Origin of the sequence: Rhodococcus sp. AD45-ID (genome assembly GCF_003023755.1) — a bacterium.
GTDB classification, from domain to species: Bacteria; Actinomycetota; Actinomycetes; order Mycobacteriales; family Mycobacteriaceae; genus Rhodococcus_F; species Rhodococcus_F globerula.
In genome coordinates, this window is the sequence record NZ_PYHL01000001.1 from 2,985,093 (window position 1) to 2,998,074 (window position 12,982).

General features: G+C 61.7%; 12 protein-coding genes. 9 read left to right on the forward strand and 3 right to left on the reverse strand.

The genetic code is table 11. From position 1 onward, the window contains the following. Nucleotides 1–70: 70 nt before the first annotated feature. Both C7T36_RS13740 and C7T36_RS13745 read right to left on the reverse strand, forming a co-directional pair. Nucleotides 71–931, reverse strand: coding sequence for an ABC transporter substrate-binding protein (locus C7T36_RS13740; protein WP_045066083.1), 861 nt, complete (start codon nt 929–931; stop codon nt 71–73). A gap of 218 nt (nt 932–1,149) precedes the next feature. Continuing rightward, complete coding sequence (locus C7T36_RS13745) at nt 1,150–2,172, reverse strand: LacI family DNA-binding transcriptional regulator (protein WP_045066085.1); 1,023 nt, start codon at nt 2,170–2,172, stop codon at nt 1,150–1,152. 158 nt (nt 2,173–2,330) lie between these two features. Between C7T36_RS13745 and C7T36_RS13750 the strand changes: the two genes are divergently transcribed. The 8 genes from C7T36_RS13750 (at nt 2,331) to C7T36_RS13780 (ending at nt 9,605) form a co-directional block, all read left to right on the forward strand. Continuing rightward, nucleotides 2,331–3,299 carry a dihydrodipicolinate synthase family protein gene (locus tag C7T36_RS13750; RefSeq protein WP_045066086.1) on the forward strand — a complete coding sequence of 323 codons (969 nt, stop codon included), beginning with the start codon at nt 2,331–2,333 and terminating at the stop codon, nt 3,297–3,299. Beyond that, complete coding sequence (locus C7T36_RS13755; protein WP_239654663.1) at nt 3,289–4,464, forward strand: FAD-binding oxidoreductase; 1,176 nt, start codon at nt 3,289–3,291, stop codon at nt 4,462–4,464. Before C7T36_RS13750 ends, C7T36_RS13755 begins: the two co-directional genes overlap by 11 nt. Nucleotides 4,465–4,496: 32 nt before the next feature. Further along, on the forward strand, nt 4,497–4,883 hold the full coding sequence (locus tag C7T36_RS13760; protein ID WP_033235322.1) for a gamma-glutamylcyclotransferase: 387 nt from the start codon (nt 4,497–4,499) through the stop codon (nt 4,881–4,883). Then, nucleotides 4,880–6,277, forward strand: a complete 1,398-nt coding sequence (gene hydA / locus C7T36_RS13765) for a dihydropyrimidinase (protein WP_045066088.1) — start codon at nt 4,880–4,882, stop codon at nt 6,275–6,277. The genes C7T36_RS13760 and hydA overlap by 4 nt, the downstream gene beginning before the upstream one ends. Nucleotides 6,278–6,346: 69 nt before the next feature. Beyond that, nucleotides 6,347–6,535, forward strand: a complete 189-nt coding sequence (locus C7T36_RS30120; RefSeq protein ID WP_155276690.1) for a hypothetical protein — start codon at nt 6,347–6,349, stop codon at nt 6,533–6,535. Nucleotides 6,536–6,630: 95 nt separating this feature from the next. Then, on the forward strand, nt 6,631–7,158 hold the full coding sequence (locus C7T36_RS13770; protein WP_033235424.1) for a peptidylprolyl isomerase: 528 nt from the start codon (nt 6,631–6,633) through the stop codon (nt 7,156–7,158). Between the two features lie 17 nt (nt 7,159–7,175). Next, the gene (locus tag C7T36_RS13775) at nt 7,176–8,129 is read left to right on the forward strand and encodes a rhomboid family intramembrane serine protease (protein WP_045066090.1); all 954 of its coding nucleotides are present in this window, start codon (nt 7,176–7,178) and stop codon (nt 8,127–8,129) included. 132 nt (nt 8,130–8,261) lie between these two features. Further along, a complete protein-coding gene (locus C7T36_RS13780) occupies nt 8,262–9,605 on the forward strand; it encodes an MFS transporter (RefSeq protein ID WP_045066093.1) in 1,344 nt (447 codons plus the stop codon). Here the strand turns inward: C7T36_RS13780 and C7T36_RS13785 are convergent. Further along, nucleotides 9,596–11,461, reverse strand: coding sequence for a GAF domain-containing protein (locus C7T36_RS13785; protein WP_045066095.1), 1,866 nt, complete (start codon nt 11,459–11,461; stop codon nt 9,596–9,598). The genes C7T36_RS13780 and C7T36_RS13785 overlap by 10 nt on opposite strands. A gap of 61 nt (nt 11,462–11,522) precedes the next feature. Between C7T36_RS13785 and C7T36_RS13790 the strand changes: the two genes are divergently transcribed. After that, entirely contained in the window at nt 11,523–12,959 is a 1,437-nt protein-coding gene (locus tag C7T36_RS13790; protein ID WP_371851342.1) for an FAD-binding oxidoreductase, read from the forward strand. Nucleotides 12,960–12,982: the final 23 nt, after the last annotated feature.

A 12,982-nucleotide genomic window follows, 5' to 3' on the forward strand; every position in this document is an offset into this window, starting at 1 on the left:
ACCTTTCGGCTAGATGAGCGGAGCTCAGCATTGAAGATGAGCGGAGCTCAGGGCTGAAGATGAGCGGAGCTCAGGGCTGCAGCGGGCCGGTACTGACGGAGATATCGCCGTCGTAACCGTCGACGCCGTATTCCGCGAACAGAGCGGTGAGGTACCCGTCGGCACGCATGTCCGTGAGGACGCGCGCCACCTCGACGGCAGTTTTGCTGTCTTGGGAGAATCCGAGGGCCAAGGGTGAGTTGTTGATGCCGTCGACGCCCGTCTCGAAGCGGCCGTCCTTCTGGTAGAAGGAGGTTACCGAGCTCACGATCGCCGCCCCGTCCGCTTGTCCTGCCGAAAGTGCTTGGTAAGCATCAGCATTCGTCTTGAAGGTTTGCACGTTCATGGTCGGCTTGCCGGCGGCGCTGAATGTCTCGTTCAATGCGTTGAGCGTGTCGAACTCGTATCCCGGTGCCTCGACGGCGATGGTCTTACCGGCCAGATCGTCGACGGACGAGATGGACTCGGGGTTTCCTGCCGGTACCGAGACGGATACCGCCTGTACCTCGTAGGGAACGAGCGAGATGGTCTCGGCGCGAGCCGGTGTGTAGAACATCCCGGTGTCGATCATGTCCCAACGGCCGCTCTGCACGCCGGGGATCTGGGCGTCGAACTCGATGTTGACGAAGTCGGCGCGCAGGCATAGGCGGTTCGCGATCTCTTTGCCCAGGTCAACGCGCATTCCGACGACCTTGCCCGACTCGTCCACGTACTGCATCGGTGGGAGCGTGGCGTTGGTGGCGATGGTGAGGGTGCCTTCTTCTGCGAGGTCCGATGATCCCAGTGTGGGAGTGCAGTCGGTGGGAGCGGCAGTGTCGTCGCTTCCCGATCCACAGGCTGTGAGGGTGGCTGCCAAAGCGGTGGCGGCTGCGACTGCGAGGATTCTGCGCATTTTTCGAGTTGCCTTTCGGGAGTGGCTTCCGCCTACATTTTTTCGGGCTCCAAAGCACATTTTCGGGAGGCTCTGAATCGTCCGAATCAGTTTCATGGGATCGATTGCACTGAGCTTGGCACGCGATTGATGAAGGGTCAACGCCGTTAACGCGAGAGATACCGACGAAACGAACTGTTAACGAAACAGCGTGTCGTGCGCCACGATCGTTGCTGTTTTCAGTGACCTCCGTCATGTGGCGCGCAGGAATTTCGCTCGATCAGCGTCGAGCCGATCCGGTAGGTACGGCCCTGGTCTTCTTTGCCGAGTTTCCCCGAATCTATTTGCTGGAAAAGAAGATCCATTGCGACATTGGCCAGTTGTACTGCACCGTTGTCGATCGTGGTGATCGCGGGTTGCCACATCTCTAGCCACGGCATGTCCTCGTGGCACACCAGGGACAACTCGTTCGGAATGCTCACGCCACGGCCGACGAGGGTGGGAAGAATGCCGAAAACCGCTTCGTGGTTGGCGGCGTACAACGCAGTCATCTTCGGCGCGTGATCGAGCAGGGAACCTATTGCCTCGGCTCCGAAATACGTTGTGAAAGAACCTTTTCTGACCAGTGATTCATCCACCTCGACGCCGTACTCTGCCAGCGCGCGGCGGTATCCCTCGAACCGTTCACGGCCGGACGTCGCGTCGTCGGTGCCGCCGATATAGCCGATGTTGCGGTGGCCGAGTGCGAGTAGATGACGGGTAGCGAACATGGCACCGTCGATGTCGTCGGCAAGAACGTTGGGTGCTTTGCTGCCTTCCACAGACCGAATGAGGTTGACGACGGCGCTTCCCGAGAGCAGGTCGTTGGTCGCGGTGGCGTTACGGCCGCTACCGATCACGATCGTCCCGTCCACGCCGTGCTCGGCCAGCATCTCGAGCACGTCACGTTCACGCGACACATCAGCGTCTGTGATGCAGAGGATGACTTGAAAACCCTTGTCCGACGCTCTTTTCTGCACTACTTCGGCGACCGTGTGGAACGACGCGTTGAGCAGGTTGTTCATCACGAGACCGATGAGGTGTGACCGCCGGGAGCGCAGCGCGCTCGCGGCGCGATTGGGGCGGTACTGCAGCTTGCGCGCGGCTTCCTGCACGGCCGCCCTGGTCTGCGGAGAGATCAACGCCGATCCACTCAATGCGCGTGATGCAGTGCTTCGCGAAACACCGGCGGCGTTTGCGACATCGATCAGGGTGACTGTCATCGTGTCCTCTTGGCTTCATTGACTGCGTGGTTGCTTCATTCGACTATGCCCGTGTTACGAGTCTGTTTCCTGGCTTGACGATTTTACCGGTTCGGAGCAATGTATGGAATCGATCCCATTCGCACAGTCTGTGCATCTCCATCGAGAGGTCTACTTCTATGAATCGCGACGATGTCGCTTGGTCGGGCTATTGGCCCGCGTCTCCCACCCCGTTCGACGCTGCTGGAGCGGTGGATGTCGATGCATTTGCCGAGCTCATGGATCTCTACGCACGTATGGGCGTCGACGGAGTTCTGATCAACGGCAGCACCGGTGAGTGGTTTTCCCAGACCCATGCCGAGCGCAAACTTGTCGCCGAGGTGGCAGTGAGCGCCGTGAGTGGTCGCTTCCCCGTGCTGATCGGAGTGAGCGCATACACGGCTGACCAATCACGGCGACTCGCGAAGCACGCGGCTGGCACCGGTGCGGACGGAATTCTTGCGACCCCGCCGCCGTACGTTCACACGTCGGCCGACGAGACGGTTGCGTACTACGAAAGTGTTTCCACAGCAACAGATCTACCGTTCATGGCGTACAACTGGCCGCGCGGGGTCTCGGTGGACATGGGTAAGATTCCCGGATTATTCGCCCGCATCGCGGATCTAGAGAATGTGGTGGCGATCAAGGACAGCACCGGCGATTGGCTGAGCATGCTCGACACCGTCGAGCAGTTCTCTTCGCAGGTAAGGGTTTTCGGTAGTTTCCTGCATCGCCGCGGACTGGCCGCGCTTCTCGAACTCGGTGGTGACGGCAACATCGACGGCGGTGGCGTCGGCGCTCCCTTCGGTGTCCCCTTCTATCGCGCTGTTGTCGCAAAAGATGCTGCGGCAGCGCAGGAATGGGCCGACCGTTACCGCGCACTGTCCGGTGCGCTGATCAACGGTGACTACAGCGGCATTCACGCGTCACCGATTCCCCAGCTCAAAGCGGTCATGAACCTGCTGGGGCAGCCAGGCGGTCACGTGCGGGAACCGCTGCTGCCGGTCACCGACCCGAACATCATCGAAGCCCTGCAGTCGATCATCGATCGATCCGGTATAGCCGAAGCCAGCGCACATACGTCGAAGGAGTTCACACATGTCCACTGAGCCCATGCAAACTGAGTTCATGACCAGCGAGGTCGATGTCGTGATCATCGGTGCCGGAATCGTGGGAGCTGCAGCGGCATTTCGACTGACCGACGCAGGCTTCCGTGTCGTGGTGCTTGATCGGTCGGTACCCAATTGCGCCGGATCGGGAACGACGGCCGGAAATTTGCACATTCAGACGATTCACACGCGTCGACCCGGTCAGGGTGTGGCACTGGATGTGCGTCGTCTGCTTCCACTGCAGCTAGCGGCGAGTCAGTTGTGGGATCAGCTCGAGCACGATGTTCCCGGCGGTGTCGGCCTGGTCCGCTGCGGCGGTTACATGGTTGCCGAGACCGAGGAGCAGTGTGCCGCTCTGGTACAGAAGCACGAATGGGAACGGGAAGTTGGAATTCCGACCCGTCTTCTCACCGGTGACGAAGTACGCCAAGAGCTTCCGTTGCTCGGATCGACCATTGCCGGTGCCAGCTGGTGCGGCTTGGACGGTTACGCGGAACCCGATATCGCGGGCCCGGCTCTCCTGGCGGAAGCGGTCGCTCGTGGTGCGCAGCTGGCTACCGATACCAAGGTCACGGCAATCGAGCGGATCGGTGAATCCTGGAACGTCAGTACCGCGAAGGGGACGTGGCAGGCACCCCACGTGGTCAATGCTGCGGGTCCGTGGATGGCAGAGGTCGCCGCGATGGTCGACGTGCAACTGGAACTGCGGGCTCTGTCGCTGCAAATGCACACCCTTGCCGCCCCGCCCGAAACCTTGAATGTGTTGGTACAGCACGTCGGTGAGGGTATTTCGATCAAGCAGGACAGGCGCAATCGCATAGTGCTCGGCGGTGGATGGCCCGCAGGACAGTTCCGGACTGCAGGTGCGGCACCGATCCGCGAGGAGAGCATCGCGGGCAATCTCGCCCAGACTGGGCGGTTGATGCCGGGCCTCGGTGAGATCGAGCTGTCCGACGTCTGGACCGGCCCGGTTGTGACCACACCGGACGAATTGCCGATCATCGGTGAACTCGAGAGTGCACCAGGCGTTTTTGTTGCGGGTGGAACCTATTCGTTCACCTTTGCGTCGCTGTGGGCCGACGTCCTCACAGCTCTGGTCCAGGGCAAGGAACCGGCTGTCGATGTCAGTTCCTTCGGGCCGGCGCGACTGACCGCCTCTCACTGATACCAACGTTATTCGAACTAGAGGAGACAAGAATGGCAACCGTGACGATGTTCGTGAACGGGCAAGCACTGTCCGGCGGAACACTGAACGACGCGCTGGCAGGGGCAACGTTCCTGGGTGCGGCCGATACCGCGCCGAACTACCAGTTCTTCTCCGTGCGAGACGAATTCCCCGGATTGCACCCGGTGGCCGAAGGTGGATTCACCGTGCCCGGTGAGCTGTACGAGGTCGACTACGACCTCCTTCGACTTGAACTGCTGCCCCGTGAGCCGGAGGAGTTGGAACTGGGCGTGATTCTTCTTGCCGACGGACGAGGGTCGTTGTCCATGCGCATGCGGGCCGAGTGGCTGGATCGTCCCGAGGTGGTGGACATCAGCGACCGCGGCGGCTGGCGTGCGTACCTTGCGAGTAAGTCGTGACCACCTCCCCACTCACTGTTGTGCGGGGCGGAACGCTGGTGGAGTCGTCGTGGAGCGGGCTTGCCGATCTGGTGATGCGCGACGGCAAAATCATCGCAATAGTAGAGCCGGGCGGGCTGATTCCGGACGGTGCGACGGTGCTCGACGCTACGGGGAAGCTGGTTATGCCGGGTGGGGTGGATCCGCACTGCCACGTCGGGTTCACGTCGGGTGAATTCACGTCGCTCGATTCCTACGCCGAATGCACCACCGCCGCAGTGTTCGGCGGCACCACTACGATCATCGATTTTGCGATACCTAGGCCGGGTCAGGATCCGCTGGATGCGGCGGACAAGCTCCGAACCAAATCTACTGAGGGTCTGTGTGATTCGGCTCTACACGGATGTGTTGTCGAATGGGACGATACGACGGCCGATCAACTGGCTACGATGGCTGCCGCCGGAATCCGCACGGTCAAGATGTTCACGACCTATGCCGGCGAGTCGATGGCCGACGAACACACCATTCTGCGCACCATGCAAACCACGCGTGATCTTGGTGGCATGGTGATCATTCACTGCGAATCGGACGCCATTGTCGGTGACGCGCAGAATGCCGCCGCCAGTTGTGGGCACATCGATGCGGCCGGGATGGCGACCACGCGTCCGGAATTAGCTGAAACAGCCTCGGTAGCAGCAGTATTGGCTATTGCTGAATCGCAACGGGCGCCGGTGTACTTTGTGCATCAATCGTCGGCGGCGGCTGTCGAACTGGTTGCCGATGCTCGCAAGCGTGGGTTGGTAGCCTTCACCGAGGTCGTGGCACATCATGTGACACTGGATGATTCGGAGTACCAAGGCTCAGAACCGGAACGATTTGTGTGCTGCCCACCGCTGCGTTCACGCGGTACCGTCGACGGATTGGGTAAGCACCTCTTCACCGGTCACATCACGACCATCGGTTCCGATCACTGCTGCTACGACACCGTTCAGAAGCGTCAACACCGCCACGATGTTCGTCATATGCCGAACGGCTTGCCTGGCGTCGAGACTCGCCTGCCCGTCGTATTCTCGAAGTTTGTTGCGGCCAACGGTCTGTCGCCGACTCGTTTTGTGCAGTTGACGGCTGCCAATCCGGCTCGCACCAATGGGCTCTATCCGCGCAAGGGTTCGATCATGCCGGGTTCCGATGCCGATGTAGCTATCTGGGACCCGGATCTGGAATGGACCGTCTCGGACGCCGACCTGCACATGGCCACCGACTACACGCCCTACGAAGGTCGGCGGCTGCGCGGAAAGCCGGTGACCGTTGTTGTCGGTGGTCACGTCGTCGTCCATGACGGGATTCTGGTGGACGACACTCCACGGGGACGCCATCTACCCGCCGCGCCGCTGGATTTCACGTCGATGTGTTAGATCTTGTTGCGGTAGTTGAGCTGTGGAGCCACAGTCGGGCGGGAGCGCAGCCCCACAGTTCAACAGCGCGTGGTCAGTGCAGGTGTGGTGTCAGCCGAGCGATCCGCTGAAGAAATCGAGGGCGCTGAAGAGATCGGTGAAGGCGCCGAAAAGATCAGTCAGGTAGCTCAGGTCCATGGTGTGTGCCTTTCGTTGGTGATTGCGCTGATGTGCGCATCTCGAATGATTCCAGCGCTCCCTGGTAACGAGGTTCCGTGAAACTGGCGATCGCCTGGGAAAGCCTGAACGCTGGCTTTTGCCCCGGTTTGGCAGCCTCACATCCATCGGAAGCCAGACAATGGCACGATGGGGTGGTGACTTCAACTCATCAGACCGCAACCGCAACGCTGCACACGAACCGCGGCGACATCAAGATCGCTCTGTTCGGCAACCATGCGCCGAAGACCGTCGAGAACTTCGTCGGCCTGGCCGACGGCTCGAAGGAATACTCCACCGAGAACGCATCCGGCGCCAAGACCGGACCGTTCTACGACGGCGCAGTCTTCCACCGCGTCATCGACGGTTTCATGATCCAGGGTGGCGACCCCACCGGAACCGGCCGTGGCGGCCCGGGTTACCAGTTCGGCGACGAGTTCCACCCGGAACTGCAGTTCGACCGCTCCTACCTGCTCGCCATGGCTAATGCCGGCCCGGGCACCAACGGATCGCAGTTCTTCATCACCACCGGCCCGACGCCGCACCTGAACCGTCGCCACACCATCTTCGGTGAGGTTCTCGACGACGAGTCGCGCAAGGTTGTCGACGCTATCTCCTCCACCGCGGTCGATCGCTCCGATCGCCCGGTCGAGCCGGTCGTCATCAACAGCATCACCATCTCCTGAACAGGTAAACAACGAAGATGACTAACCCCGGTTGGGGCGGCGGTGCGAGTGAGGGCCTCCCGCCCCAACCGCGGTGCGTCCGCCATCCAGATCGACCCACTGCTCTCTCCTGCAATCGTTGCGGCCGCCCGGCGTGCCCCGATTGCCTCCGTGAGGCTGCGGTGGGCTACCAATGTGTTGACTGTGTAGCTGCCGGTCAACGCGATGTTCGACCCGTGCGTGGCGTCGCGGGTAATACCGTGACGCAGGCGCGGCCGGTGCCGGTCGTGACGTACACGCTCATGGGCCTCAACGTCCTGGCGTTCCTGGCGACGCTCGTGCAGTCGCGCAGCATCATGAACAATCAGGTCGATTCGTCGATCTTCGCCAACTGGGCCCTCAACCCCGCACTGGTTGCGGGCGGCGAGTGGTTCCGTCTGATCGGGTCGGGATTCCTGCACTTCGGAATCCTGCATCTGGCCGTCAACATGTATGCGCTCTACATCCTGGGCCGCGACACGGAGATCGTGATGGGCCGCTCCCGGTACATCAGCATCTATCTCGTGTCGCTGGTCGGCGGCAGCGCGTCGGTGATGGCGTTTCAACCGGTCTTTGCGTCGGTGACGTCGCTGTCGTGGACCGCGGGTGCTTCGGGTGCGATCTTCGGCATCATGGGCGCGCAGGCCGTTCTGTTGTTGCGTCTGCGTCGTAGCCCGGTCCCGATCATCTCGGTGATCGCGATCAATGTGATCATCAGCATTTCGCTGCCAGGCATCTCGTTCTGGGGACACGCGGGTGGTCTGCTGGCAGGCGCTGCTGCCGCTGCCGCATTCCTGTACGTGCCGCAGTGGTTGGGTGCGGGTCAAGATCGGCTGAAAGCAGTCCGGATCGGCTGGATCGCTTTTGGCGCCGTCACCGTGGTCACGATCGGAATCATCGTGATGCGCGTCGTGCAACTGCGCGAGCAGGGGCTGTTCCTCACCAGCGGCTAGAGATAGTGCACATAGCGGTACTTCTTCTGTGGAGATAATCCACATAGTGCGACGAAGCAATGAATTCTACTGTGGCTCGAGTCACGTAAGTAGAAGCGATGCTTCCGGCCATTCTTAGGAGTACCACCCGCAATGACCTCCACCGATCGCGCCACCCCTGACGGTGGAGTTGCGCCAAGCGAGATCGAATCTCGTGTGGTGAAGAAGGTAGCCAGGCGGCTCATTCCGTTCTTGATCCTGCTCTATTTCGTGAACTATCTGGATCGTACGAACATCGCGTTTGCCAAGCTCACCATGAGCGCCGACCTCGGCATGACCGAGACGATGTTCGGGCTCGCGTCCGGCCTCTTCTTTGTCGGCTATCTCCTGTTCGAGGTGCCGAGTAACTTGGCCCTCCACCGTTTCGGCGCACGCTTGTGGATCGCGCGCATCATGCTCACCTGGGGCATTCTGGCCGCGGCTCTGGCCTTTGTACCGAATGTGGGAAGTCTCTACTTCCTGCGAATTCTCTTGGGTATCGCCGAGGCCGGCTTCTTCCCCGGCGTGCTGCTCTACCTGACATTCTGGTTCCCCAAGAAGTACCGCGTTCGTTTGATGGGCCTGTTCCTGCTGACACTTCCCCTGTCGTCGGCCCTCGGCGCACCGCTGTCCGCTGCGATCATCCAGTACGGCGACGGCTTGTTCGGCCTGGCCGGGTGGCGCGTGATGTATCTGATCGAGGGCTTACCCGCGGTGATCCTGGCGTTTGTCGTGTGGTTCTATCTCACCGATCGACCCGCCGACGCCAAGTGGTTGACCCTGGAAGAGCGCACGTGGCTCATGCGATCGATGGAAGACGAGGAACGAGAACTCGGCGACGCCGGTCACCAGTCGGCCGCCAAGACACTGCGTGATCCGCGGGTTATCGGATTCGGTTTGGTGTACTTCGGCATCACGTACGGCCTGTACGCCCTGAGTTTCTTCCTGCCCAGCATCGTCGCCGGATTCAAGCAGACATTCGATACCGACTTCTCGCTCATGGAGACCGGCCTGATCGTGGCAGTTCCCTACGCAATCGGTGCCGTGGCGATGGTGCTGTGGAGCCGTCACTCCGACAAGACCGGTGAGCGGATGTGGCACGTGGCTGCGCCGACGCTCCTCGGTGCCGTCTCTATTCCGATTGCGCTGTACCTGGATTCGCCGTTCACCGTCATGATCGCCGTATCGCTCACCGCTGTGGGCGTACTGTGCGCGCTGCCGGTCTTCTGGTATCTGCCCACCACGTTCCTCACGGGAGCGAGTGCGGCCGCCGGTATCGCGATGATCAACTCCATCGGCAACGCGTCGGGCTTCGGCGCTCCGTACATCACGGGATGGCTCACCGATGTGACCGGAAACGCCAAGGCGGGCCTGTGGGTGGTGGGCGGCGTGATGCTCTGTGCTGCAACCCTTGTTGTGATGTTGGCAAAGCGATCGGACAATCCTGCTCAGATTTGACCGAGCTTCCCCGCACTGGCACGCAGTCGGATCAGGAGCGCAAGATCGAGCGCCTGGTCCGGCTGACGCCATTCGGCGCCGATCAATCGGTCGATGGATTCGAGTCGTTGATACAGGGTGTTCGCGTGGATCGCGAGGGCAGTTGCCGTCGCGGAGTGCCGGCAGTTGTGAGCCAGGTACGACGCAAGGGTGTCCAGCAACGGAACACCACGCCGGGTTTCCTCCTCGAGGAGCGGCCCCAGGGACCGCTGCGTCAGCATTTCCAGTTCGTCTCGGCCGGTGCGGCTTAGCAGGATTCGATAGATGCCGAGCGAATTCGCGGCCTCGACCTGTGATTCTCGGCCCAGAGTCTCGAGAACGTCGACGGTGCGCTGTGCCTCCACGTATGCCCGCGCCAGACCTTCTCCGCCGACGGCTGGATCGGCGATACCGACGGTGGGATTCTCAGGTGGTTGTACCCAGGCGGCAGCGACCTCGGCGGGTGTCATCCCCGGAATCATGGCAATGACGCGGGAACCATGTTCGGCAACAACAGTTCCCGGAGGAAAGATGATCTCCTCGATGCTCCGACGCGTTCGTTCGACGGCGTCGGCAGGGCGGGCCACCACCACGGTGTACGAGCGGTCCGGATTGAGACCGGCCAGCCGGAACTGCCCCGTCACCTCGGCCGGCGTCGGTGCCGGCCGGGTGATGAGGTCGACCAGGAACGCGTCGCGGGCGCGGCGGGTGGCTTCCCGGGCTGCACGTTCGCCGACCAGCGCCAGCGCTACGGCCGGGGCCGAGCGTTCGAGAACCAATCGCATTGCCGCAGTAGGATCTTGGCGTGAAGTCAGGAACAGCACGCCGAGGCGATCGCCGGCGCTGCGGACCTCGACGGCAAACAGGAACTGATCACCGTCGATCAGAGTCAGCGCTTGTTCACGTCGATCTGCGGCCAGAATTTCGAAGGCGCGCACCACAGCGCCACGCAGGTGCTGCAGTCCTGACGGGATTTCGGCCGTGCCGGTCACGAAGAACACCGGGCATCGCGTCGACGACGATGCCTCCTGCACCAGTTCGCGAACTCCTCCGCCGCGCAACACAACTTGGGTAAGCGAGCGGTCCCACGTCAGAGTCTGTTCGAGAAGTGCTGTGCGCTTGGCAAGTTCGGTATTGGCGGCGTTGACTTCCGCGACCGTCGTGCGGTACTGCTCGAGGAGGCGGGCATTCTCGATAGCCACTGACGCATGAGCGGCAAGTGCGGACAGTAGTGCAACTTCCTCGTTGCCGAAGCGTCGCTCCTGGCGCTTGCAGGCACACAACGCGCCCAGGATCTTGCCGTCGACCTGCAATGGAACGGCCAGCAGTCCGCGCATGTTCTCGGCTCGAGCGGCGTCGTCGGCGGGGCCGATGTGCGCAAACGACGGATCATTGCGGTAGTCCGGTGTCCATGCGGGAGAGGAGTTTTCGACAACGCGTCCGATGAGGCCTTCGCGGAACGGGACGGTGAGTCCGAGTAGCTGTGACGTATACGCGCCGCTGGTCACTTCGATGATCAGGATGTCGCCGTGAATGAGCGCGAGGTACGAGAGATCTACTCCGAGTAGTCGTTTTGCCTGGTCTACGATTTCCTGCAGTAGCGCGTGATGGTCGTGCATCGTGGTCAACAGTGTTGCGATGTCGTTGAGAGCGGACAGTTCGGTGGCGCGCTGGCGGCGCTGGGCGAGGAGGCTGCGCAGTTGGAGAGCGGATCGTGCTGCCTGTTCGATGTCGTGAACCGCGCCGAGAGGTGCGGCCTCGGCGAGTTGATCACGATGAGCAATCAGTTCATCCGTTGATGCCTCGGTCAGGAGCATCTGTAGCCATTGTTCGTGCATTGTCACTCCCGCGCATGGAGAAATAGCCCATGCATTCGCCGATTTCCTGGAGTAAATCTACATGGGCTGGCATTTCGGGTGTCACTATCGTGGAATTATGACTCCGCTTGATCAGGCCACCGTCGATTCCGCCGCGCTCCTCGAGGCGATCGGCTCGCAGATCGATGCGGATCGCCTGATCGTCGATCCGGACATCATGGCGAGCTACGCGCACGATGATGCCGAATGGGCTCCGTACGCCATGCCTGTTGCCGTTGTGCGTCCCCGCACCGCGGAGCAGGTCCAGGCCGTTGTCCGCGCCTGCATCGCGCACGGTGCGCCGGTGGTGACGCGTGGCGCCGGAACGGGGCTGTCCGGTGGAGCCAATGCCGTCTCCGGTGGTGTGGTGATTGCCTTCGACGCGATGAACGCCATCAAGGAGATCAACACTCTCGAGCGGTTGGCTGTCGTTGAACCCGGCGTGGTCAACGATCACCTGCGTGAGGCCTGCGCCGAGCAAGGCCTCTGGTACCCGCCGGACCCGGCCAGCGCCCCGTGGTCGACTATCGGCGGTAACGTCGCGACCAACGCGGGCGGTCTGTGCTGCGTCAAATACGGCGTCACCAAGGACTACGTGTTGGGGATGCAGGTGGTCACCGGCACCGGCGAACTCGTTCGCCTTGGGCGTCGTACAGCCAAAGGTGTTGCAGGATTCGATCTTTCGGCACTTATGGTGGGATCGGAGGGCACTCTCGGCGTGATCACCGAGGTAACCGTGAAACTTCGCCCTCAGCGCGATCCCGAACGCACCATCGTCGGCTACTTCGACTCCATTGTTGCCGCCGGCAAAGCTGTCGAAGCCGTTGCCGCAGAAGGTCTCACACCGTCAGCCCTCGAACTGATCGATCGGCAATGCCTGCTGGCCGTCGACGCGTGGAAGAACATGGGCCTCTCCGCCGATGCCGAGGTGGTGCTCCTCGGACGGATCGACACTCCCGGTGAGATCGGCGACGCCGAAGCCGAGCGAATGTTGGCGTGTTTCAACCGTTCCGGCGCTACGTGGAGTGCCCGCTCCACTGACCAGGAAGAAGCCGACGCGCTGTTCTCGGCTCGTCGTCTCGCGTATCCGGCGCTCGAGCGACTGGGCCCAGTGCTGACCGAGGACATCTGCGTCCCGAAGGCCGCGGTTCCGGAAATGTTGGCCCGCATCGAACAGATCTCGGCTCGGCACGACACCCACATCGCGAATATCGCTCACGCCGGTGACGGCAACCTGCACCCCTTGTTGATCACGCCGCACGACGACGAGGCGGCCCGTGCGCGTGCCCAGGCCGCTTTTGCCGAGATCATCGACAACGCCCTCGAGTTGGGTGGAACCGTCACCGGTGAGCACGGCGTCGGCCTCCTCAAGATGGGTGGTCTGGCCCAGGAACTCTCGCCGGCCGTGGTCGCGATGCACCACGCGATCAAGAATGCTCTGGATCCGCACGGAATTATGAACCCCGGCAAGGTGATCTGAGCGCCGCCAGTCGTAACCGAATC

Coding starts and splice junctions, on each gene's coding strand:
- C7T36_RS13755 (WP_239654663.1), top strand. CDS start 3,289: ATGTCCACTGAGCCCATGCAAACTGAGTTCATGACCAGCGAGGTCGAT.
- C7T36_RS13740 (WP_045066083.1), bottom strand. CDS start 931: ATGCGCAGAATCCTCGCAGTCGCAGCCGCCACCGCTTTGGCAGCCACC.
- C7T36_RS13760 (WP_033235322.1), top strand. CDS start 4,497: ATGGCAACCGTGACGATGTTCGTGAACGGGCAAGCACTGTCCGGCGGA.
- C7T36_RS13745 (WP_045066085.1), bottom strand. CDS start 2,172: ATGACAGTCACCCTGATCGATGTCGCAAACGCCGCCGGTGTTTCGCGA.
- C7T36_RS13790 (WP_371851342.1), top strand. CDS start 11,523: ATGGGCTGGCATTTCGGGTGTCACTATCGTGGAATTATGACTCCGCTT.
- C7T36_RS13780 (WP_045066093.1), top strand. CDS start 8,262: ATGACCTCCACCGATCGCGCCACCCCTGACGGTGGAGTTGCGCCAAGC.
- C7T36_RS13775 (WP_045066090.1), top strand. CDS start 7,176: ATGACTAACCCCGGTTGGGGCGGCGGTGCGAGTGAGGGCCTCCCGCCC.
- C7T36_RS13750 (WP_045066086.1), top strand. CDS start 2,331: ATGAATCGCGACGATGTCGCTTGGTCGGGCTATTGGCCCGCGTCTCCC.
- C7T36_RS13785 (WP_045066095.1), bottom strand. CDS start 11,461: ATGCACGAACAATGGCTACAGATGCTCCTGACCGAGGCATCAACGGAT.